This window comes from Arthrobacter halodurans, assembly GCF_041877255.1.
Classification (GTDB): domain Bacteria; phylum Actinomycetota; class Actinomycetes; order Actinomycetales; family Micrococcaceae; genus Arthrobacter_N; species Arthrobacter_N halodurans.
The window spans coordinates 215,904-239,271 of the sequence record NZ_JBHDLJ010000003.1; the positions used below are offsets into that span (position 1 = coordinate 215,904).

Consider the following 23,368-nt stretch of genomic DNA (forward strand, 5'->3'; position numbering starts at 1 on the left):
GAACGTATACAGAAGACTTACCCCGCCCACGCGGTTCGTGGGCGAAACTCATGCAAGTCTACTGTGGGCTTGATATTTCTTTAAATTGCGGTTTCCGTCGGGCCCCGCTAATCGGGCCCCTCAGTCTGCCTCGTGGAGGCCGGCCGTCCGGCTGGCGGCCGGCCGGCCTCCACGGTGCCGCACCCCGGGGATCCGGGGTGGCGGCGAGTCGTTGAACCGGGCGATTACTCGCCGCGGGACTTCTGGATGATCTCCTCGGCGACAGCCTTGGGGACCTCGGCGTAGTTCTCGAAGGTCATCGAGTACACGGCGCGGCCCTGCGTCTTGGAACGCAGGTCGCCGATGTAGCCGAACATCTCGGACAGCGGGACCGAGGCCTTGATGACCTTGACGCCCGCGGCGTCCTCCATGGACTGGATCTGGCCACGGCGGGAGTTCAGGTCGCCGATGACGTCGCCCATGTACTCCTCCGGGGTACGCACCTCGACGGCCATGACCGGCTCCAGGATGATCGGGGTGGCGCGGCGTGCGCCCTCCTTGAACACCTGGGAACCGGCGATCTTGAACGCCATTTCCGAGGAGTCGACGTCGTGGTAGGCGCCGTCGAGCAGGGTCGCCTTTACGCCCACCATCTGGTAGCCGGCGAGGACACCGAACTGCATGGCGTCCTGGATGCCCGCGTCCACGGAGGGGATGTACTCGCGCGGGATGCGGCCGCCGGAGACGGCGTTCACGAACTCGTACATGGTGCCGTCCGTGGTGTCCAGCGGCTCGAAGGCCACCTGGACCTTCGCGAACTGGCCGGATCCACCCGTCTGCTTCTTGTGGGTGAAGTCGACCTTGTCGACCTTCTTCTTGATCGTCTCGCGGTAGGCCACCTGCGGCTTGCCGACATTGGCCTCGACCTTGAACTCGCGGCGCATGCGGTCCACCAGGATATCCAGGTGGAGCTCGCCCATGCCGCCGATCTCGGTCTGGCCGGTGTCCTCGTTGAGGGAGACGGTGAAGGTCGGGTCCTCGGCGGAGAGCTTCTGGATGGCCGTGGAGAGCTTCTCCTGGTCACCCTTCGTCTTCGGCTCGATTGCCACGAAGATCACGGGATCCGGGAAGGACATGGACTCGAGGACGATCGGGGCGTCGGTCGCGCACAGAGTGTCGCCCGTCGTGGTGTCCTTGAGGCCGATGGCCGCGTAGATGTGGCCGGCGAAGGCCTCGTCCACGGGGTTCTCCTTGTTGGCGTGCATCTGGAAGAGCTTCCCGATGCGCTCCTTCTTGCCCTTGGTGGAGTTGATCACCTGGAGGCCGGAGGAGGCCTTGCCCGAGTACACGCGGATGAACGTGAGCTGCCCGAAGAACGGGTGGGTCGCGATCTTGAAGGCCAGGGCCGAGAACGGCTCGTCGGAGGAGGGCGCGCGGGTGAGCTCGATCTCCTCGTTCTTCGGATCGTGGCCGATCATCGGCGGGACGTCCAGCGGGGACGGCAGGTAGTCGACGACCGCGTCCAGCATCGGCTGCACGCCGCGGTTCTTGAACGCGGAACCGCAGAACACCGGGTACGCGACGGAGTCGATGACCATCTTGCGGATGCCGGCCTTCAGCTCCGCGATCGTGGGCTCTTCGCCCTCGAGGAACTTCTCCATCAGCTCGTCCGAGGACTCGGCAACGGCCTCGACCAGCTGCGCGCGGTACTCGTCGGCCTTCTCCTTGAGATCCGCGGGGATCTCCTGGATCTCGTAGGCGGCACCCATGGTGACGTCGCCCTTGGAGTCGCCCGGCCACACCAGCGCGCGCATTTCGATCAGGTCAACGACGCCGACGAAGTCGTTCTCGGAGCCGATCGGCAGCTGCATGACCAGCGGCTTGGCGCCGAGGCGCTTGATGATGGTGTCGACGGTGAAGTAGAAGTCGGCGCCCAGCTTGTCCATCTTGTTGACGAAGCAGATGCGCGGGACGTCGTACTTGTCGGCCTGGCGCCAGACGGTCTCCGACTGGGGCTCGACGCCTTCCTTGCCGTCGAAGACGGCGACGGCGCCGTCGAGCACGCGCAGGGAGCGCTCGACCTCGACCGTGAAGTCGACGTGGCCCGGCGTGTCGATGATGTTGATCTGGTTGCCGTTCCAGAAGGAGGTCACGGCGGCGGACGTGATCGTGATGCCGCGTTCCTTCTCCTGCTCCATCCAGTCGGTCGTCGAAGCGCCGTCGTGCGTCTCGCCGATCTTGTGGTTCACACCCGTGTAGAAGAGGATGCGTTCCGTCGTAGTGGTCTTACCGGCATCGATGTGGGCCATGATGCCGATGTTGCGGACCTTCTTGAGGTCGGTGAGCACGTCGAGTGCCACGGTGTCTCCCTTAGTCTGTTGAATCCCGTACGACGGCGGCTGCGGCACCTGGGTGCCGCGACCGCCGTCGTGCTCGGCTCGCTGTTACCAGCGGTAGTGGGCGAAGGCCTTGTTGGACTCTGCCATCTTGTGCGTGTCTTCGCGGCGCTTGACCGCGGCGCCGAGGCCGTTCGAGGCGTCGAGGATCTCGTTCTGCAGACGCTCGATCATGGTCTTCTCGCGGCGGGCCTTGGAGTAGCCCACGAGCCAGCGGAGTGCCAGCGCGGTGGAGCGGCCCGGCTTGACCTCGACCGGGACCTGGTAGGTGGCGCCGCCGACGCGGCGTGAACGGACCTCGAGGGCCGGGCGGACGTTGTCCATGGCCTTCTTGAGGGTCGCCACCGGATCGCTGCCGGTCTTGGCCAGCGCGCCCTCGAGCGCGCCGTAGACGATGCGCTCGGCGGTGGACTTCTTGCCGTCGACCAGGACCTTGTTGATCAGCTGGGTGACGAGCGGGGATCCGTAGACCGGATCGGAAACGAGGGGGCGCTTGGGCGCCGGACCCTTACGAGGCATTACTTCTTCTCCTTCTTGGCGCCGTAGCGGGAGCGTGCCTGCTGACGGTTCTTCACACCCTGGGTGTCGAGTGCTCCACGGACGATCTTGTAACGGACACCCGGGAGGTCCTTCACGCGGCCGCCGCGGACGAGCACGATGGAGTGCTCCTGCAGGTTGTGGCCGACGCCCGGGATGTACGCGGTGACCTCGATGCCGCCGGCGAGGCGGACGCGGGCGACCTTACGGAGCGCGGAGTTCGGCTTCTTCGGGGTGGTGGTGTACACACGGGTGCACACGCCACGGCGCATCGGGTTGCCCTTCAGGGCAGGGGCCTTGGTCTTGTTGACCTTCGGCGAGCGGCCCTTGCGGACCAGCTGCTGAATAGTAGGCACTTTCGTGTCCTCCGGTTTCTTGGTTCTGCCGCGCCCCGAGCCGCGTTGGGCCGGGGGCACTGCGCTTTTGGTCGTTTCATCGCACCGTCCGCGGATTCGACCGTAGGCGTGCAAAAGTGTGGCATCCGTTGCGCAAGTTCCCCGCAACCCGGACCGAGTCCATTTGCCACACCTAAAACAATTGACTTAAGACTACCACGGCACGGGGTGTCGCCTGAAACCGGGGGCTCTCCCGGGGGCCGGGGTAAAACGAACCCATGGCCCGAAGGCCGCGCCCGACGCCAGGACCGGGCCGGCAACGAACCCTTGGCCTGGTGTCCGCGCCCAACGCCGGGACCGGGCCGGACGCGGCGCGGAACGCCGCCGAGCGGGCGCCGGGACCACCCATACGGCAGGCAATCGAGTCGACAAGTCAGCTAGTGGACCATGAGAATTCAGCTCCAGGACGCGCATCCGTCGCCCACTGTCCATCATCCAGTCCATCAGGGCGCCGCCGGTCGCCGCCGGTCGCCGCCGGTCATCCCGTTTTCTGGCGCCGCGTCCGGCCATCCCGTCGCCCGCGGCCATCTCCGGCCATCTCCGGCCATCCGGCCTCCGACCTTCGGCATCCGGCATCCGGCATCCGGCATCCGGCATCCGGCATCCGGCCATCGTAGGCATGGCAGAAATGCGCCCGCACCGAACAAAGAGACACCGAACATAGAGACACCGAACAAAGAGAAGTGGCCGGCACCCAGAGGGGTGCCGGCCACTTCGGTTCCGGCGGGCGTCAGCCCGCCGGAGACCTCCTAGCGGAAGTCGTTGCCGAGGTCGTAGTCGTCCATCGGAATGGCATGGAACTCGGGCGCCATGCCCGGCTCGACGCCGTCGTAGTCGAAGCCGGTGAAGGCGCTGGGGCCGGTGAAGAGGTTGGCCTTCGCCTCGTCCGTGGGCTCCACCGTGACCTGCGTGTAGCGGTCCAGGCCGGTGCCGGCCGGGATCAGCTTACCGATGATCACGTTCTCCTTCAGACCCAGCAGCGGGTCCGACTTGCCTTCCATGGCCGCCTGCGTCAGGACGCGGGTGGTCTCCTGGAAGGACGCCGCCGAGAGCCAGGAGTCCGTGGCCAGCGAGGCCTTCGTGATACCCATCAGCTCGTCGCGACCGGATGCAGGCTGCTTGCCCTCGGAGACCGCGCGGCGGTTCTCGTTGGTGAAGCGGCTGCGCTCGGCCAGCTCGCCGGGCAGCAGGCCCGTCTCGCCGGACTCGATGACCGTGATGCGCCGCAGCATCTGGCGGACGATGACCTCCACGTGCTTGTCGTGGATGCCCACACCCTGGGACTGGTACACCTCCTGCACCTCGCGGACCAGGAACTTCTGGGCCTCGCGGGGGCCGAGCACGCGCAGCACCTGCTTCGGGTCGATCGCGCCGGAGACCAGCTGCTGGCCGACGGCCACGCTGTCCCCGTCGGCGACCAGAAGGCGGGCACGGCGCAGGACCGGGTACGCCAGCTCTTCCGAGCCGTCGTCCGGGGTGACCACGATCCGCAGCTGCTTCTCGCTGTCCTCGATGGTGATGCGGCCGGCGACCTCGGAGATCGGGGCGACACCCTTCGGGGTACGGGCTTCGAAGAGCTCCTGGATACGGGGCAGACCCTGGGTGATGTCCTCCGCGGAGGCGACACCACCGGTGTGGAAGGTACGCATGGTCAGCTGCGTGCCCGGCTCGCCGATGGACTGCGCGGCAATGATGCCGACGGCCTCGCCGATGTCCACGGTCTTGCCCGTGGCCAGGGAGCGGCCGTAGCAGAGCGCGCAGGTTCCGACGACGGACTCGCAGGTGAGCACCGAGCGGATCTTGATCTCGGTGACGCCGGCGTTGAAGAGCTCGTCGATGAGGACGTCGCCCACGTCGGAGCCGGCCGGGGCCAGCACCTTGCCCTCGGAGTCGACGACGTCGACGGCCAGGGTGCGGGTGTACGCGGAGTTCTCGACGGTCTCGTGCATGCGCACGGTGCCCATCTCGTCGACCGTGGCGATCGGCACGGTCAGGCCGCGCTCGGTGCCGCAGTCGGACTCGCGCACGATGACGTCCTGCGAGACGTCCACCAGACGACGGGTCAGGTAACCCGAGTTGGCGGTCTTCAGCGCGGTGTCCGCCAGGCCCTTGCGGGCGCCGTGGGTCGCGATGAAGTACTCCAGGACCGACAGGCCCTCGCGGTACGAGGACTTGATCGGGCGCGGGATGATCTCGCCCTTGGGGTTGGACACCAGGCCACGGATACCGGCGATCTGGCGCAGCTGCAGCCAGTTGCCTCGGGCCTTGGAGGTCACCATGCGGTTGATGGTGTTCAGCTCCTCCATGCCGGCGCGCATGGCCTCGGCGACCTCGTCGGTCGCCTTGTTCCAGATGTCGATGAGCTCCGTGCGGCGCTCCTCGTCGGCGATGAGGCCCTTGTCGTACTGGGCCTGCACCTTCAGCGCCTGTTCCTCGTACGGCGCCAGGATCGCGGCCTTGTCCATGTTCGACGTGATGTCGGAGATGGCCACGGTCACGCCCGAGCGGGTCGCCCAGCGGAAGCCGGCGTCCTTCAGATTGTCCAGCGTCGCCGCGGTGACGACCTTGGGGTAGCGCTCGGCGAGGTCGTTGACGATCTCGGAGAGGGCGTCCTTGCCGGCCACGCGCTCGACCCACGGGTAGTCGGCGGGCAGGGTCTCGTTGAAGAGGACCTGTCCCAGCGACGTCTCGATGAGGGCGGGGGTTCCCTCTTCCCAGCCCTCCGGAGCGGGCTGCTCGGCGGACGGGACGAAGCCCTCGACGCGGATCTTGACGACCGAGTTGAGGTGCAGCGAGCCGGCGTCGAGGGCCATGATGGCCTCCGCGGGGGTCGCGAACACGCGGCCCTCGCCCTTCTCGCCGGGACGCTTGGTCGTCAGGTGGTGCAGGCCGATGATCATGTCCTGGGAGGGCAGGGTCACCGGTCGGCCGTCGGACGGCTTCAGGATGTTGTGCGAGGACAGCATCAGGATGCGCGCCTCCGCCTGGGCCTCCGGCGACAGCGGCAGGTGGACCGCCATCTGGTCGCCGTCGAAGTCGGCGTTGAACGCGGCGCAGACGAGCGGGTGCAGCTGGAGGGCCTTGCCCTCGACCAGCTGCGGCTCGAACGCCTGGATGCCGAGGCGGTGCAGGGTCGGTGCGCGGTTCAGCAGCACCGGGTGCTCCGTGATGATCTCCTCGAGAACGTCCCAGACCTGCGGGCGGTAGCGCTCCACCATCCGCTTGGCGCTCTTGATGTTCTGCGCGTGGTTGAGGTCAACCAGGCGCTTCATCACGAACGGCTTGAAGAGCTCCAGGGCCATCTGCTTGGGCAGGCCACACTGGTGCAGCTTCAGCTGCGGGCCGACGACGATGACCGAACGGCCGGAGTAGTCGACGCGCTTGCCGAGGAGGTTCTGGCGGAAGCGCCCCTGCTTGCCCTTGAGCATGTCGGAGAGCGACTTCAGCGGACGGTTGCCCGGACCGGTGACGGGACGGCCACGGCGGCCGTTGTCGAACAGCGAGTCGACCGCTTCCTGGAGCATCCGCTTCTCGTTGTTCACGATGATCTCGGGGGCCCCGAGGTCCAGCAGGCGCTTCAGGCGGTTGTTGCGGTTGATGACGCGGCGGTACAGGTCGTTCAGGTCCGACGTCGCGAAGCGGCCGCCGTCGAGCTGGACCATCGGGCGCAGTTCCGGCGGGATCACCGGGACGGCGTCCAGCACCATGCCCAGGGGGCTGTTGGTGGTGGTCAGGAACGCGTTGACGACCTTCAGGCGCTTCAGGGCGCGGGTCTTGCGCTGGCCCTTGCCGTTCTTGATGATGTCGCGCAGCAGCTCGGCCTCGGCCTCCATGTCGAAGCCCTCGAGGCGCTTCTTGATGGCCTCGGCGCCCATGGAGCCCTCGAAGAACAGTCCGTACTTCTCGCGCAGCTGGCGGAACAGGCCCTCGTCGCCCTCGAGGTCGGCGACCTTGAGGTTCTTGAACCGGTCCCAGACCTGCTCGAGGCGCTCGATCTCGGCGTCGGCACGCTTGCGCACCTGCGCCATCGTCTTGTCGGCGAGGTCGCGGACCTTCTTCTTCTCCGCGGCCTTCGCGCCGTCGGCCTCGAGCTTGGCGAGGTCGTTCTCCAGGTCGCGGGCGATCGCCGCGATGTCGGAGTCGCGGTTGTCGACGAGGTTCTTCCGCTGCAGGTCGTGCTGGGCCTGCAGGTTCGGAAGCTCCGCGTGGCGGCGGTCCTCGTCGACCGAGGTGATCATGTAGGCGGCGAAGTAGATGACCTTCTCGAGGTCCTTCGGCGCCAGGTCGAGCAGGTAGCCCAAGCGCGAGGGGACGCCCTTGAAGTACCAGATGTGGGTCACGGGGGCGGCGAGCTCGATGTGGCCCATCCGCTCGCGGCGCACCTTGGCGCGGGTGACCTCGACGCCGCAGCGCTCGCAGATGATGCCCTTGAAGCGCACGCGCTTGTACTTGCCGCAGTAGCACTCCCAGTCGCGGGAGGGGCCGAAGATCTTCTCGCAGAAGAGCCCGTCCTTCTCCGGCTTGAGCGTGCGGTAGTTGATGGTTTCCGGCTTCTTAACCTCGCCGTAGCTCCATCCGCGGATCTCTTCCGCGGTTGCGAGGCCAATGCGCATAAGGCCGAATGAGGATTCGCTGGACATATGGTCCCTGTCTCTCTCTTGTTCTAAAGAAGTCTGTGCTTCCGAGGGGCTCTGGGCCCGTCGGGGACGGGAAAAAGTCTGGTACGAGAGGCGGGCGCCCGGCCGGTGTGCCGGGCGCCCGCCCCGCCGCTAGACCTCCTCGACGGAGCTCGGCTCGGCCCGGGAGAGGTCGATGCCCAGTTCTTCCGCGGCCCGGAAGACTTCTTCGTCCGAGTCCCGCATTTCGATGGTGGTGCCATCGGTGGAGAGCACTTCCACGTTCAGGCAGAGCGACTGCATTTCCTTGATGAGGACCTTGAAGGACTCGGGAACGCCCGGCTCGGGGATGTTCTCGCCCTTGACGATCGCCTCGTAGACCTTCACGCGACCGTGGATGTCATCGGACTTGATGGTCAGCAGTTCCTGCAGGGTGTACGCCGCGCCGTAGGCCTCGAGGGCCCAGACTTCCATCTCACCGAAGCGCTGTCCGCCGAACTGCGCCTTACCGCCCAGCGGCTGCTGGGTGATCATGGAGTACGGGCCCGTGGAGCGGGCGTGGATCTTGTCGTCCACCAGGTGGTGCAGCTTCAGGATGTACATGTAGCCCACGGACACGGGGTCCGGGAACGGCTCGCCGGAGCGGCCGTCGAACATGCGCGCCTTGCCGGAGTTGCCGATCAGGCGGTTTCCGTCGCGGGTCACGGCGGTGTGGTCCAGCAGGCCGCGGATCTCGTCCTCGGCCGCGCCGTCGAACACCGGGGTGGCGACCGTCGTCGAGCCGGACTCGCGCGGAAGGTTCGGGAGGTTCTTGAGCCACTCCGGCTCGCCCTCGATCTTCCAGCCCTGCTTCGCGGCCCAGCCCAGGTGGATCTCCAGGACCTGGCCGACGTTCATGCGGCCCGGAACACCCAGCGGGTTCAGGACGACGTCGACCGGGGTCCCGTCCTCGAGGAACGGCATGTCCTCGATGGGCAGGATCTTGGAGATGACGCCCTTGTTGCCGTGGCGGCCGGCCAGCTTGTCGCCGTCCGTGATCTTGCGCTTCTGCGCCACGTACACGCGGACGAGCTGGTTGACGCCCGGGGGCAGCTCGTCGTCGTTGTCGCGGTCGAAGATGCGCACGCCGATGACCGTGCCGGACTCGCCGTGCGGCACCTTCAGGGACGTGTCGCGGACCTCGCGGGACTTCTCGCCGAAGATGGCGCGCAGCAGGCGCTCCTCCGGGGTCAGCTCCGTCTCGCCCTTGGGCGTGACGCGGCCGACCAGGATGTCCCCGGCCTCGACCTCGGCACCGATGTGGATGATGCCGCGCTCGTCGAGCTGCGCCAGGATCTCCTCGGAGACGTTCGGGATGTCCCGGGTGACCTCCTCGGCGCCCAGCTTGGTGTCGCGGGCGTCGACCTCGTGCTCCTCGATGTGGATCGAGGTGAGGACGTCGTCGGAGACCATGCGCTGGGAGAGGATGATCGCATCCTCGAAGTTGTGGCCCTCCCACGACATGAACGCGACCAGCAGGTTCTTGCCGAGCGCGAGCTCGCCGTTGTCCGTGGACGGGCCGTCGGCGATGATGCTCTGGTACTCGACGCGGTCGCCCTCGGAGACCAGGACACGCTGGTTGTACGCGTTGCCCTGGTTGGAGCGGGCGAACTTCATGATCGGGTACGCAGACTCGGTGCCGTCGTCGTTCATGACGGTGACCAGGTCGGCCGAGACCTCGGTGACGACGCCCGGCTGGACGGCGGTGATCGAGTCGCCGGCGTCGACGGCTACGTACTTCTCCATGCCGGTGCCGACCAGCGGCGCCTCGGAGGCCAGCAGCGGCACGGCCTGGCGCTGCATGTTGGCGCCCATGAGCGCGCGGTTGGCGTCGTCGTGCTCCAGGAACGGGATCAGCGCGGTGGCCGCGGAGACCATCTGGCGCGGGGAGACGTCCATGTAGTCGATCTCGGACGGCTCGACGAGCACGGGCTCGCCGCCGCCGCCGCGCTCGCGGCAGAGGACCAGGTCCTCGACGAACTCGACGCCGTCGCGCAGCGGGGCGTTGGCCTGCGCGATGAGGCTTTCGAGCTCCTCGTCGGCGGTCAGGTAGTCGACCTGCTCGGTGACCTTGCCGTCGACGACCTTGCGGTACGGGGACTCGATGAAGCCGAACGCGTTGATGCGCGCGTAGGTGGCCAGCGAGCCGATCAGGCCGATGTTCGGGCCTTCAGGGGTCTCGATGGGGCACATGCGGCCGTAGTGCGACGGGTGGACGTCGCGGACTTCCATGCCGGCGCGGTCGCGGGACAGGCCGCCCGGGCCCAGCGCGGACAGGCGACGCTTGTGCGTCAGGCCGGCCAGCGGGTTGTTCTGGTCCATGAACTGCGAAAGCTGGGAGGTTCCGAAGAACTCCTTGATCGCGGCCACGACAGGGCGGATGTTGATCAGGGTCTGCGGCGTGATGGCCTCGACGTCCTGGGTCGTCATGCGCTCGCGGACCACGCGCTCCATGCGGGACAGGCCGGTGCGGACCTGGTTCTCGATGAGCTCGCCGACCGCGCGGATGCGGCGGTTGCCGAAGTGGTCGATGTCGTCGACCTCGACGCGCAGCTCCACCTCGGAACCCTCGCGGGTGCCCGGGACGGTCTTCTCGCCGGCGTGCAGGGCGACGAGGAACTTGATCATCGCGACGATGTCGTCGATGTCCAGGACGGACGCGTCGGGCGCGGCCAGGGACTTGTCGACACCGAGCTTGCGGTTGATCTTGTACCGGCCGACCTTCGCGAGGTCGTAGCGCTTGGAGTTGAAGTAGAGGTTGTCGAGCAGGGCCTCGGCGGCGTCGACCGTCGGCGGCTCTCCCGGACGCAGCTTGCGGTAGATGTCCAGCAGCGCCTCCTCCTTGGTTTCCGTCGCGTCCTTCTCCAGGGTGGCGCGGATGGAGTCGTAGCTGCCGAACTCCTCCAGGATGCGGCTCTCGGACCAGCCGAGGGCCTTGAGCAGCACGGTGACGGACTGCTTGCGCTTGCGGTCGAGGCGGACGCCGACCTGGTCGCGCTTGTCGATCTCGAGCTCGAACCAGGCGCCGCGCGAGGGGATGATCTTCGCGGTGAAGATGTCCTTGTCGCTGGTCTTGTCCGGGGTGCGCTCGAAGTAGGCGCCCGGGGAACGGACCAGCTGGGAGACGACGACACGCTCGGTGCCGTTGATGATGAACGTGCCCTTGTCGGTCATCAGGGGGAAGTCGCCCATGAACACGGTCTGCTGCTTGATCTCGCCCGTGTTGTTGTTCATGAACTCGGCCTTGACGTACAGCGGCGCGGCGTACGTGGCGTCGCGGTCCTTGCACTCGGCCATGGTGTACTTCGGGTCCGCGAATTCCGGCTCGGAGAAGCTCAGGGACATGGTGCCCTGGAAGTCCTCGATCGGGGAGATCTCTTCGAAGATCTCGGCGAGTCCGGAGGTGGAGGCTACGCCCTGGATGCCTTCGGCGATGGCACGCTCGAGGCGGGCCTTCCAGCGCTGGTTGCCCACGAGCCAGTCGAAGCTCTCCGTCTGGAGCGCCAGCAGGTTGGGCACGTCCAGCGGTTCGTGGATCTTTGCGAATGAGATTCGGCCGGCAGCTTCCGCACTGCGGGCCGAACTAGCGGTTTCTTGATGAGAGGTGCTCGAGGCGACCAAGATGGATCCTTCCACAGACCGTCAGGTTTCCGGCGCCGACCCCCACCCGGGATGAGGAACCCGGGAGACCACCGTTTAATCAAGCCCACCGCTATATGAAGGCCGAAGGTAAAGAGGGAAGACGCAAAGATCTACTCTACACGGCCTTACCTACCATGTCTAACCGCCGGACACAAGCGGCTCCCCTGAGGGGGTGGAAATCCGCTGGCTCCGCGCGGGCTCCGTTGATCCGGAGGGTCTGCGCTGGCGCGGACCGGTGCTGGCGCCTCCTACGCCCGGGGCTCGGAAGAGTGGCGCCGCCACGCGGGTTTCGAGACGGTGCACCTCGCAGGGCCGGGATCAGGGAGAGTGGCGCCGCCCAGGGCCGGGGCCTGGGAGGCGTGGCGCCTGCCGGGCCCCGGCCGGGGGACGAGGAGTCCGCAGCCAGGAGCGGATTCCTCCCCCCTGGGGCTCGGACGCGGTCCGGGCCCCTCCTGCGGGCGGGCGGCGGCAGCGGGGGGACCTGCCGTCGTGTCCTCGTCCCGTCAGGTCATCGGCGCCTCCGCGTCCCGGCCAGCAGAGCGACGGTCCCCGCGGCGAGCATCGCGAGGGATGCGGCGACCAGGGCGCCCACGTCGGCGCCGGTGCTGGGCAGGGCCGTCGACGGCTGGACGGCCTGCAGGCGGCCGGCGACGCCGCAGAACGTGACCGTGGCCGACGCCGAGTCGCCCGTCTCCACGATCGTGGCCGTATTGATGCGGGGCTCGCAGGTTCCGGCCTCGACGCCGAGCTCGAGGTCGTAGGCGAAAATCTGCGGCGCGCCCTCGGCGTTCCACGCGGCGCTGCCCAGGACCAGCGGCCGGGCACCCGGACGCGCGCCGTCGTCCTCCACCGTGACGGTCCGGTGCGCCTCTGCGGCGGGGGCGAACACGACGTCGGTCGCCTCTTCCGCCGCCGCCCCGCCGGACGCGCCCCGCCACTCCACCGACGCCAGGCTCCGGCCCGTCGACGCGGGCCGCTGCGCGAACGTGCAGCCGTACGCGAGCACCGCGGTCTCCCCCGCGGCCAGGACCACGTCCCCCGATCCGCCGTCGAACCGGCACGCCCCGCCGCCGCCGAGCGTGTGGTCCAGGCCAGCCGTCGCCGCCATGCCCTTGTACGTGTTGGGGTTGGTGACCGCGACGGTGCCGGCCAGCGACCAGCCGGAGTCCGCGTGCCCCCGCGGCGTGACCGCGACGCGGTAGGACGCCGGCGCGCTCCAGGTGCCCTGCATGACGCGCTCGCGCACGGCCGACGTGTCGATCGACCACAGATACGTCCGCTCCAGCGCGCCCACGGCCGTCGCCTCGACCCGCAGCGGCGCCTCGACGCAGACGGTCGCCGTCGCCACCGCGGCCTGCCCGGTCTCCTCCAGCCGGGCCTCGCTCGTGTGTTCGGCGCACTCCCCCGCCGCGCCGTCGACGTCGGCCGCGTAGTCGAACCGCACCGGATTCCCCGACGCGTCCCAGGCGGCGGTCCCCAGCACCGTTGGGCCCGCACCGGCGCGGTCCGCAACGACGGTGACCGACCGGTCCGTTTCCGCACGGAGCTCGAAGTCGACGTCGGCGCTGGCCTCGGCCACGGAGGTTCCCGCCGCGCCGAACCAGGACACGACGGCGGTGGCGGTGCCGGCGTCGTCGGGTCGGCCGTCGAAGCGGCACCGGTACTCCAGCGTCCGCTCGCCGCCCGCCGGGACCAGGACGGACTCGCCGTCGGCGACGCGGCAGCTGCCGCCGCCGACGTCCGGGATGTCCGCGACCGCGACCTCGAGCGGCTTGTAGTCGTTGGGGTTGCGCACGGCGATGGTCCCGTCGAGGGTCCATTCCGAATCCGTGAAGCCGTCCGGCGTCGCCGTGGTCGTGTGGCGCAGGCTCGCCGGCGTGCCCTCGGCGGTCTCCGTCCGGGTGCGGTCCGCCGCATGGGCGACGCGCCAGTGGTACGCCCGGTCGAATCCGGCGACGGCGGTTGTGGTGACCTCGGGCGGCGCCTCGGCGCACAACCGCATGCTCTGCAGCGCCCGCGGGCCCATCCCACCGTCGCGGACGATCGACGCGGTGCCGGTGAAGTCCGCGCACGTGCCGGCGGTCCCGTCGAACGCCACCGTGGAGCCGAACTCCGTCGGCTTCCCCGCGCGGTTCCATTCGGCGACGCCGAGCGGCGCGCGGTTCCACCCGGGGGCGCCGAGCGGCGCGGGCTTCCATGCGGCGACGCCGGACGGCGTGCGATCCCCGCCGGGCCCCGCGAGCCCGCCGTACACCCGCACGGTCCGGTCCGACTCCCGGTCGAGCACGAACCGGACGGGCGCATCGGCGGCCGCCTCTCCACCGTCCCAGGTCGCCGTCGCCGTGGTTCCCCCGCGGTCGTCGGGCCGGGACGCGAAGGTGCAGGAGTAGGCCAGGACGCGGTTCTCCCCGGGGGCCAGGGTCGCCGTCGGGCCGCCGTCGACCGCGCACGAGGCGCCGCCGCCGACGCCGGTCAGGACGCGGACGGTGGCCGTGATCGATCCCCCCGCGTAGCTGTTGGGGTTGGTGATGGAGACCGTTCCTCCCAGCTCCCACCCGGAGTCCCGGGAGCCGTCGGGCACGGCCCGCACCGTGTAGCCAACGGTGTGCCGCCCGTCGGGCCCCGCGGCCACCTCCGTGGCGTCGGCGGAGGCCCGCAGGTCCCAGCCGTAGGTTCTGTCGAAGCCCGCGGAGGCGGTCTGCGTGAGGCGGAGATCGTCCTCGACGCACAGCGTGGCGCGTTCCCGGGCGGTCGGATCCGTACCGGCCGCGTCGATCCACGCCGTGCTGGTGAAGTCGGTACAGACGCCGGCGGCGCCCTCGTGGGTCAGCTCGGCGTCGAAGACGGTCGGTGTCTTCGCGCGGTTCCAGTCGGCGGTTCCCAGCGGCGCCGGCGCGCGGCCCGGGTCGCCGCGGTCGTCGTAGACGACGACCCTGCGGTCGGTGGCGGTCCGCGGAGTGAAGACGACCGGCACGGTGGCGTCGGCCACTCCGCCGCCCCAGTCCACGGTGGTCGTGTCGGTGCCCGTCGGCGCCGGCGTTCCCGCGAAGGCGCAGCGGTAGCCCAGCACCACGACACCCGTAGAACCGCCCGTGGGCGCCGGGACGAAGGCCTGGAAGCCCGCCGTCTCCGGATCGGCGTCGGTCCCGTCGATGGCGCACTCGGCCCCGCCGCCGACCGCCGCGGCGCCGCCGACGGTCGCCGTGACGGCTCCGTCCGCGAACGTGTTCGGGTTGGTCAGCGTGATCGTGCCGTCCAGGGTCCAGCCCGTGTCGCGGTGGCCGTTCGGCGTCGCCGTCACGGTGTAGCCGAAGCGGGCGGCGCGGGCGTGGTGGATCTCCCGGTGCGCTGGCCGCGCGGTCTTCTCGATGCTCCACAGGTAGGTGCGTTCGAGCGTCGCCCGGACGTCCTTCACGACTTCCAGCGGTGCCCTGCGGCAGGCCTCGATCGTTGCCGACGCGGCCGCGAGCGCGCCGGCCGCGTCGCCCCTGGCCGTCGCGGTGCTCGTGAACGTCTGGCACGTCCCCGGTTCGGCCACGGTCCACGTGACGGAGTAGGTCCGGGTGTGCGCCGCCGCGCCGGAGGCCAGGGTGGCACTCCAGGCGGATTCGGCGTCGTATGCGTCGTCGCCGACCTCCACCGTCCGGTTGGCGGGCGGTTCGCCCGACGCGCCGGGCGCCGCGGTCCCGGCGGGCTCACCAGCCTCCGCCAGAGCTCCGAGATCCACCGGGACGCCGAGGGAGGCCGAACCTTCGCGGGTGTGCGTCGCGGCCGCGTCCCATGTGACGGTGGCCGTGTTCCGGCCCGCGGAGTGCGGACGGGCGTCGAACGGGCAGACATAGTCGAAGTCGACGGCGGTCCGTGCGGGGATGAGCGCCTGGAATCCGGGGGCCGCCGGGTCCGCATCGCCCCGCCAGGAACGCCCGGGCCCCGTGGTTCCCCCAACCACCACACACGCGCCGCCGCCCCCCAGATCCGCCGCGTCCCCGACCGTCGCTTCGATGCCCTGCCAGTCGTTGGGGTTGGCGACGGTGATCGTCCCGAGCATGGCCCATCCCGCGTCGTCCGCCGCCTCGTCGCCCGTCGTGCCCCGCGGTCGCGCCCGAACCTCGTACTGCACCGTCACGTCGCCGGTCTCCGGGTCGGCCTCGTAGGTGCCGGACCCGGTGTGGGTCAGATCGACATCCCAAAGATAGGACCGGTCGAAGCTCGAGACGACATTGCTCTCGACGCGGAGGGCGGCGCCACGGCAGAGCGTCACGGTCCTGGACGCCTCGGAGGCCGCGCCATCGCTGGTGGTCAAGACGGCGGTGGTCCCGTAGTCGACGCACCGTCCGCGGATGCCGGGCCACACGAGGCTGTAGTCGAAGACCCTGGGGCCGTCCTCGGCCCGGACCAGGTTGCCGGCGGGACGCCGCGCGAGATCGGCCCGCTCGGCCACGATCGTCGCGGACGCGTGGGACGCGTCGGGAGTCGCCGCGGCGAATGCGAACGCCGCGGCGGCGGAGGCGGTTGCCGCCCGCCTCGGGGACGTGGCGCGGACCCAAGCCACCGTGGCGGTGTGGGTTCCACCGTCGTCGGCCGTCGTCCCGGCCGGCATCCGGCAGCCGTAGGTGAACGTCGCCCCTCCGCGGGGGATGGTCACGGCGCCGTCCACCGCGTCACCGTCCGCGGTCTCGACGGCGCAGCGGACCCCGGGCAGCGCGGAGGTGAGGGTCACGCCCGCCACCGCCGCCGAGTTCGGGTTGCCGACGGCAATGGTTCCGCCGACCCGGAAGTCCGTGTCCTTCGGCTCGCCGGGGTCGACCCGCACGCGGTAGTCGACGGCGACGTTCCCGGCCGCCGATTCGATGCGGTCGTGGGCCGCGGCGTCCCCGTCCGCCGGAACGAGTGCCGCGATGGTCCAGTCGTAGCCGCGCTCGAAGCTCGGGACGGCCGTGGTTCTAATCGTCAGTTCGCGGTGGGCCAGCCCGCCATTCCCCGATCCGCCCGCGGCGCCGTCCCGGTCACCGACCTCGGCCCGGTCAGTGTTCCCGGCGCCGTGGTCGCCGTTGCCGGCATCGTCGTCCGCGTCGTCCCCGGCAACATCGCCCGCGTCGTCCCCGGCAACATCGCCCGCGTCGTCGCCGGCAACATCGTCCGAGTCGTCGCCGGAATCGCTGTCCCCCGCACCGCCCCGGCCGCCGGTCTCCACGCCGTCTTCGGCAACGACGTCCAGCACAGCCGGGCCACCGTCTTGGGTGCCCCGTCCCGAGCGCTCCCTACCCCCGTCCGTGGCATCGTCGTCGAAGTCGTCCTCGACGCCCACGCGGTCGGGTGCCCCGGCGTCGTCCTCGGGTTCATGCACGGGCACGGTGTAGGCCTGGGCATCGTTCGCAGCGGCGTGCCGGCGACCCACGCCGGCGTCGTCCCGGGCGGACGAGGAGACCGCGCCGGGGCGCTGCTTTGCCGAGACGGTATCCGAAGTCCCCTGCGGGCCGAGACCCACTGCGGCACCGGCGGACACGGTCGCGGACAGGACAAGCGCCATTGCGGCCAGCGCCGCAACGGCGGCGTGGAACCCACCCCGGCCCCGCCTGCGTCTCCGCCCGGGAGCGGAGTCGCCTCTGCGCTCGCGTGCCACGGTCGATCCCCCACGTTCTGGGATCCCCAAGATCCCGAAGCGCCCGGGGCGCCCGGGTGCCGGAGGCCCCCAAGGCCCCCGGCACCCGGCGGTTTCCCCCAAGCGGATGCTGCTCGCGAATGCGTAGGTCCGCCTACCTCACGAAGGTCAAACGAGATGAGCCCGCGCCGGGGCGCAGGCTCGATTGTCAAGGCACGTAGTGATGGGCGACTTCGTGGTTGTCGCTGAGTTGTCATGCGCATTGGCCATCCGGCTCGTCTCTCCCCCGAGACAGCGGCGAACCGTATACCGACCGTGCACTGACCGATAGATCCGAGATCCCATTGATCCCGACCCCTCCCCCAAGTTCCCCAATGAAGTCCGGTAGCGGTTCCCCAACCGCTGGCCGTGACTGAAGTGTAACCATGGTCACAGGAGATAGAGAAGTACCTACACGCGAGATGTGACAAGAATTTTCGCATCCGCTTGTCATTCCACCGTCGGGCGGGGCTCTGCCCCGGCCGCGCCGCGGGTGCCGACGGGATCGGTCGTCGCGGCGGTCCGGGGAGATTGTGGCGCGTGTCGTGGATCACGCTAATCTGGCAAGGACCCGCAGTCCCACCGAAGGAGCCCACCCCATGCCCTCACCCCGCGACGCAGTCATCATCGGCGGAGCCCGCACCCCGTTCACCCGCCTCAAGGGCCGCCTGGCCTCGCAGACGGCGGTCCAACTGGGATCCGCCGCCATCACCGGGGCGTTGGAGCGCGCCGGGGTCGCCGCGGGCGACGTGCAGGCGGTCATCATGGGGCAGGTCGTGCAGGCCGGCTGCGGGCAGAACCCGGCGCGGCAGTCGGCCATCGGCGCCGGAATCGGCTGGGACGTCCCGACCGTCACGATCAACAAGGTCTGCCTGTCCGGCTTGGCCGCCATCACGGACGCGGCCCGGCTCATCCGCCTCGGCGAGGCCGACGTCGTCGTCGCCGGCGGCCAGGAGTCCATGACGAACGCACCGCACCTCCTGCCGGGAAGCCGGCAGGGCTGGACCTACGGCAACATCAGCGCCGTCGACTCCGTGGCTCACGACGGCCTCACGGATGCCTTCGACGGCAACTCGATGGGCGTGAGCACCGAGGCCAAGAACACCGTGCTCGGGATCGAGCGGGCTCCGCAGGACGAGGTCGCCGCCGCGTCGCACCAGCGCGCCGCCTCGGCGCAGCGGGACGGCATCCTCGCCGAGGAGATCGTCCCGGTGGAGATCCCGCAGCGCAAGGGCGATCCGGTGATCGTGAGCGAGGACGAGGGCGTCCGCCCCGACACCACGACCGATAGCCTCGCGGGGCTACGGCCGGCGTTCGCCGCCGACGGCACCATCACCGCGGGCAACTCCTCGCCGCTCTCGGACGGCGCCGCCGCCCTGGTGGTCGCATCGCGCGCGTACGCCGACCAGCACGGACTCGAGGTCCTCGCCGTGATCGGCGAGGCCGGGCAGGTGGCCGGACCCGACAACTCCCTGCACTCCCAGCCCTCGCACGCCATCACTGCGGCGCTGGGCAAGGCCGGGTGGGAGGCGGCGGATCTTGACCTCGTGGAGATCAACGAGGCGTTCGGCGCCGTCGCCTGCCAGTCGCTCAAGGACCTTGACTACCCGCTGGAGAAGACGAACATCCACGGTGGCGCGATCGCGCTGGGCCACCCGATCGGCGCGTCCGGCGCCCGGCTCGCGCTGCACGCCGCGCTGGAGCTCAAGCGCCGCGGCGGCGGCCGGGCTGCCGTGAGCCTGTGCGGGGGCGGCGGCCAGGGCGAGGCGCTGCTGCTCTCCCGGGAGGCCTAGCGCCGGCGGCCCGCCCGGGACGGCCGGGAGGGCCGCAGCCTGCAGCCAGCCCGGGAAGGCCGGGGCCGGAGGCCCGCCCGGCGGTGCCCGCACGCGGAGGCTTGCCCGGCGGCGGCTACCGCTGCCCTGTGGACCGGCGAGCAACCGCGGAAACCCGCGGGATCACCGAATCTTCCGCTAGCGACCGCGGGTGATGCCGCCGACGGTGTCGGGCATCAGCCGGCGCGCCGGGGCGGGCGCGACGCGGAGGGCGAAGCGACGCGCGGGCTCGCGGCCGGACGCGACCAGATCGGCGACCCGCGTGGCGAACGACCCCAGGCCGCGCCCGAAGCGCTTCTCGACGGTGCGGTGCACCAGGTAAGCCGCGGCGCACACGATGCCAATGGTCAGCGCCAGCACCAGGGGACGCGGAAGCCACGGACTGAGGTTTTCGATCAGCCACCAGCCCCACACCTGGTGGAGCAGGTAGACGGGGTAGGTCAGCGCGCCGGCGAGGGCCATGCCCGGCAGGCTGACCCGCCGCAGCGGCGTCAGCGCCAGCAGGGCGACGGCCGCGAAGATTCCGACGACGATGGCCCAGTACGTCTGCGCGGGCACCGAGTAGCCGACCAACTCCATCGCCTCGCGGCTCGCGCTGGCGCCCGTGTGGTGGGCCGAGAGAACCACGTTCAGCGCGAGGACGGCCCAGCGCAGCGGGGTGTGGCCGAACCGGTAGAGGAGGAACAGCGCCATGCCGCCCGCGAAGAGCGGGGCATACTCGGGCATCAGCGCCTGGGAGAAGAAGTTGCCCGGAAGCAGGGGCGCAGCCAGCGCGGCCACCGGCCAGACGGCGGCGAACGCCAAAAGGCGGCCGGGGGTCTGCCAGCCGAGGAACATCAGCAGCAGCACGAGCCCGTAGAAACGCAACTCGGCCCACAGGGTCCAATAGACGCCGTCGATATGCGGGTTGCCGGTGCCGCCCTGCAGCATGGTGAGGTTCACGGCCCAGTCCCAGAGGCTCAGGTGGCTTCCCATCACCGGCCAGATCAGGAAGACCAGCGTTCCCGTGAGCAGCACGGCGACCCAGTAGGCGGGGAACAGCCGGCCGATCCGCGACCCGATGAACTGCGCGGGCCGCTTGCCATAGCTGGAGAGCAGGATGACGAAGCCGCTGATCACGAAGAACAGCTGCACGCCCATGTTGCCGAACACCGAGAACTTGGACAGCACCGGCCACGCATCGCGCGCAGGCTCCACGCCCCAATGGCCATGGTGCCACGCGGTGTAGTGGTAGAGCAGGACGGCGAGGGCGGCCAGGAGCCGCACGCCGTCGAGCAACGCCAGCCGCGGCGCGCGCTTGGTCCGCGCCTCCGTGGGCTGTCCCCCGCGGGCGGCGGGACTCGCGGCGTCGTCGTGGGCGGGCTGCGTGGCGCCGCTTTGTGGCGCGGGACGCACGATATCGAGGGTGGCTGTCATGGGCGGCGCCCTCCCTTGGAGCGGCTGGGTACGTTACGCATTCGTTATCATTCTAGCGTAAGCGGCCAGTCGCGCCGAAAACGCAGAGCCCCGCCCACCCAAGGGTGGACGGGGCTCTGCGTGAAAGAGCGGAACGCTACTTGAGCGTGACCGTGGCGCCGGCGGCCTCGAGGGCCTCCTTGGCCTTCTCTGCGGCTTCCTTCGTGGCGCCCTCGAGGACGGCCTTCGGAGCGCTGTCGACAACGTCCTTGGCTTCCTTCAGACCCAGCGAGGTCAGCGCGCGGACCTCCTTGATGACGGCGATCTTCTTGTCGCCAGCCGACTCGAGGATGACGTCGAATTCCGTCTTCTCCTCCTCGGCGGCCTCTGCGCCACCGGCCGGGCCTGCAACGGCGACGGCGGCGGCGGTGACCTCGAAGGTCTCCTCGAAGGTCTTCACGAACTCGGAGAGCTCGATGATGGTCATTTCCTTGAAAGCTTCAAGGAGCTCTTCAGTGGTGAGCTTCGCCATGGTGTGGCGTCCTTTCCCTGGGGCGGCGTACTTCGACGACGCGAGTTTTTGGTGGGGTGAAAAGGCCCTTAGGCCTCTTCGGTGGCAGCTTCGGCAGCGGGTGCTTCCTCGGCCTCAGCGGCAGGAGCATCGGCCGAGGCCGGGGCTGCGCCACCTTCTTCGAGCTTGAGACGCAGCGCATCGATGGTGCGCGCGGCGGCGGCGGCGGGGGCCTTGAGGATGCCGGCCACGCGGGCCAGCTGGAACTCGCGGGACTCCAGCGCGGCCAACGCGGCCACCTCGCTGGCGTCCATGGCCTTACCTTCGAAGTAGCCGGTCTTGATGACCAGCTGGTTGTTCGCCTTGGCGAAATCCGTGAGGCTCTTGGCAGCGGCAATCGCATCGCCCTTGATGAAGGCGATAGCGGTCGGGCCGGCAAGCTGGCCATCGAACGCGTCGATGCCCGCTTCCTTTGCAGCGATGCCCGTCAGGGTGTTCTTCACAACCGCGTACTTGGTCTCCTGACCAAGCGAGCGGCGCAACTCCTTGAGCTGTGCAACCGTAAGCCCACGGTATTCGGTCAGGACAGCGGCGGACGACTCCTTGAAGTCGGCGGTGATCTCCTCGACTGCGGAAATCTTAGTCGGCGTTGCCATAACCCTCCTTCCGGGGATTGGTTCGTTCGCCGGTATCCCGGTCCCCGAGGCCTGGAGTGGCCTACACACAAAAAACGCCCCGTGCAGATGCACGGGGCTCCACCCGACGCACCGGATTCCGGGGCGCTGGGTCAAGTTCGTTCACCTGCGTGGGCCGCCCTTTGTGAGGGACTTTCGGATGGTTTTCCCGCGCAAGCGCGGAAAAGCACATCGACCGACGGTCTTTGGTAGTTCCAGCATAGCGGCGCGCGTCCGCGGCGCCTAATCGGCGGGAAGAGCGGTCCCCGGCGGGGCGGGATCGACGCCCGGGAGGCATGGCGGGGCGAGGCGCTCAGCATGCGCGGCGGGACGGGATGCGCGGCGCCGGGGAACGGTGCTTAAAGTGAGAACCGGGCCGCTCCGCGCCTCTTGGGGGACGGCGGGAGCGACCCGGTCTCGGAACGCCACGGTGCGGCTTGGGGGAACGCACCGTGACTACAACGCATCGGATAGCTTGGGGAACCGGTCCGACGCGAGGGACGCGTTACCGCGCCACCCGACACAGGATCGTGTCGGTAGACCAAGGTTAGCAGGACATCACGCTAGTCCGTCAAACAGTTATCAGCCCTTAATATCCAATTTCTTTTCCCAGGCGCCCTCGGCGTGGACGGGGCGGAATCCCATGTCCACATTGATCCCGAGCATGTGCTGATTCTCCTCGGCGTTCCACGTGTAGATGCGCTGCACGTCCGGCCACGCGCCCAGGAGCCGGCGGTAGTTCGCGGTCTTCACCAGCAGCCCCAAACGGTGCCCTCGGTGCTCCTCCATCACCAGCGTGTCCTCCTGGAACGCCACCTCGGGCAGGTCGCGCACCACCTCCAGCACGGAGAACGCCACGAGTTCCCCCGTGCGGCGATGGACCGCGCAGGTGTGGACGCTGAAGGAACCACGCCGCGCCTCGCGGTCCTCGGCGACGCGCAGCCTCGCCTCGTCCCACACCGACTGCTCCCACTCCAGTCCACCCATGGGCGGATCGGTGTCCATGCGCTCGATCATGCGGCAGTAGTCCTCCACGGCCTCGTCCGGCACGGGACCCACCCAGCCGACGACGTCGTAGTCCTCCGCGGCGGCGGAACGCGCCTCCGCCTCGAGCCGCGCCATGACGGCCCCGGCCCCGGCGACCTCGAGCCGGCTCACGCGTTCCACCTGCTTGAGCTCCATGCCCAGCCCCACCGCGAACCGCGTGGCCGGCGCGTCCGCGGACACTCCCCCGTCGCCCTCGGCGGGCGCCAACGCACCGTCGATCCCGGACAGCGGCGCCTCCGGGTAGTTGACCCAGGAGTTGAGCTTTGTCCGGCCGCGGGACGCGGACTCACGCTCCGCCGCGGCGAAGAGGCCGGATCCGATGCCCCGGCGGCGGTGCCCCGGCGCGACCGCGACGTGGACGACGGCCATATCGGTGTTCTCGGCCATCGGCAGCCACAGCGACGCCGTCCCCACGATCGTCCCGCCGGTACCCGTGTCCCGCGCCACAAGCCGCAGGCTGGTGCTGTAGTCGCTCGGCTGCTCCCGGGCCAGCCGCCGGCCCGGGCCCTCGCAGAAGTCCCCGTGACCCAGCAGCTCGGCCCAGGCTGCGTCCTCCAGTTCGGCGGCGGCCGCGAAGTCCCGTCCCCCCGGCTCGTCCAGCCCGGCGGGTAGCGGGAGGCTGTGGATGGAAATGTCGGTCACGGGGGTCCCCTTGCTGCCACGC

At 69.6% G+C, this 23,368-nt stretch carries 11 protein-coding genes; 1 reads left to right on the plus strand and 10 read right to left on the minus strand.

Translation table 11 applies throughout. The features are described 5' to 3' along the window. Positions 1-224: 224 nt before the first annotated feature. The 6 genes from fusA to ACETWP_RS05570 form a co-directional block, all read right to left on the minus strand. Positions 225-2,339 (minus strand): elongation factor G, encoded by a 2,115-nt coding sequence (fusA, locus tag ACETWP_RS05545; RefSeq protein WP_373971216.1) that lies wholly within the window; start codon positions 2,337-2,339, stop codon positions 225-227. Positions 2,340-2,423: 84 nt separating this feature from the next. Next, positions 2,424-2,894, minus strand: a complete 471-nt coding sequence (gene rpsG / locus ACETWP_RS05550) for a 30S ribosomal protein S7 (protein WP_373971217.1) — start codon at positions 2,892-2,894, stop codon at positions 2,424-2,426. Further along, positions 2,894-3,268, minus strand: a complete 375-nt coding sequence (gene rpsL / locus ACETWP_RS05555; RefSeq protein ID WP_071894958.1) for a 30S ribosomal protein S12 — start codon at positions 3,266-3,268, stop codon at positions 2,894-2,896. Before rpsL ends, rpsG begins: the two co-directional genes overlap by 1 nt. A gap of 788 nt (positions 3,269-4,056) precedes the next feature. Continuing rightward, on the minus strand, positions 4,057-7,947 hold the full coding sequence (locus tag ACETWP_RS05560) for a DNA-directed RNA polymerase subunit beta' (RefSeq protein ID WP_373971218.1): 3,891 nt from the start codon (positions 7,945-7,947) through the stop codon (positions 4,057-4,059). Between the two features lie 129 nt (positions 7,948-8,076). Then, a complete protein-coding gene (gene rpoB / locus ACETWP_RS05565) occupies positions 8,077-11,583 on the minus strand; it encodes a DNA-directed RNA polymerase subunit beta (protein ID WP_373971219.1) in 3,507 nt (1,168 codons plus the stop codon). Positions 11,584-12,112: 529 nt separating this feature from the next. Beyond that, positions 12,113-17,134 carry a hypothetical protein gene (locus ACETWP_RS05570; RefSeq protein ID WP_373971220.1) on the minus strand — a complete coding sequence of 1,674 codons (5,022 nt, stop codon included), beginning with the start codon at positions 17,132-17,134 and terminating at the stop codon, positions 12,113-12,115. Between the two features lie 710 nt (positions 17,135-17,844). Here ACETWP_RS05570 and ACETWP_RS05575 point away from each other — a divergent pair. Further along, complete coding sequence (locus ACETWP_RS05575; protein ID WP_373971221.1) at positions 17,845-19,038, plus strand: acetyl-CoA C-acetyltransferase; 1,194 nt, start codon at positions 17,845-17,847, stop codon at positions 19,036-19,038. Between the two features lie 177 nt (positions 19,039-19,215). Here ACETWP_RS05575 and ACETWP_RS05580 read toward each other — a convergent pair whose 3' ends face one another. From ACETWP_RS05580 to ACETWP_RS05595, 4 genes are all read right to left on the minus strand, one after another. Further along, complete coding sequence (locus ACETWP_RS05580; RefSeq protein WP_373971222.1) at positions 19,216-20,493, minus strand: acyltransferase family protein; 1,278 nt, start codon at positions 20,491-20,493, stop codon at positions 19,216-19,218. Between the two features lie 136 nt (positions 20,494-20,629). Next, positions 20,630-21,004, minus strand: coding sequence for a 50S ribosomal protein L7/L12 (rplL, locus tag ACETWP_RS05585; protein ID WP_373971223.1), 375 nt, complete (start codon positions 21,002-21,004; stop codon positions 20,630-20,632). Positions 21,005-21,072: 68 nt separating this feature from the next. Beyond that, on the minus strand, positions 21,073-21,639 hold the full coding sequence (rplJ, locus tag ACETWP_RS05590) for a 50S ribosomal protein L10 (protein ID WP_373971224.1): 567 nt from the start codon (positions 21,637-21,639) through the stop codon (positions 21,073-21,075). A 600-nt stretch (positions 21,640-22,239) separates the two neighbouring features. Continuing rightward, positions 22,240-23,346, minus strand: a complete 1,107-nt coding sequence (locus ACETWP_RS05595; protein WP_373971225.1) for a GNAT family N-acetyltransferase — start codon at positions 23,344-23,346, stop codon at positions 22,240-22,242. Positions 23,347-23,368 lie beyond the last annotated feature (22 nt).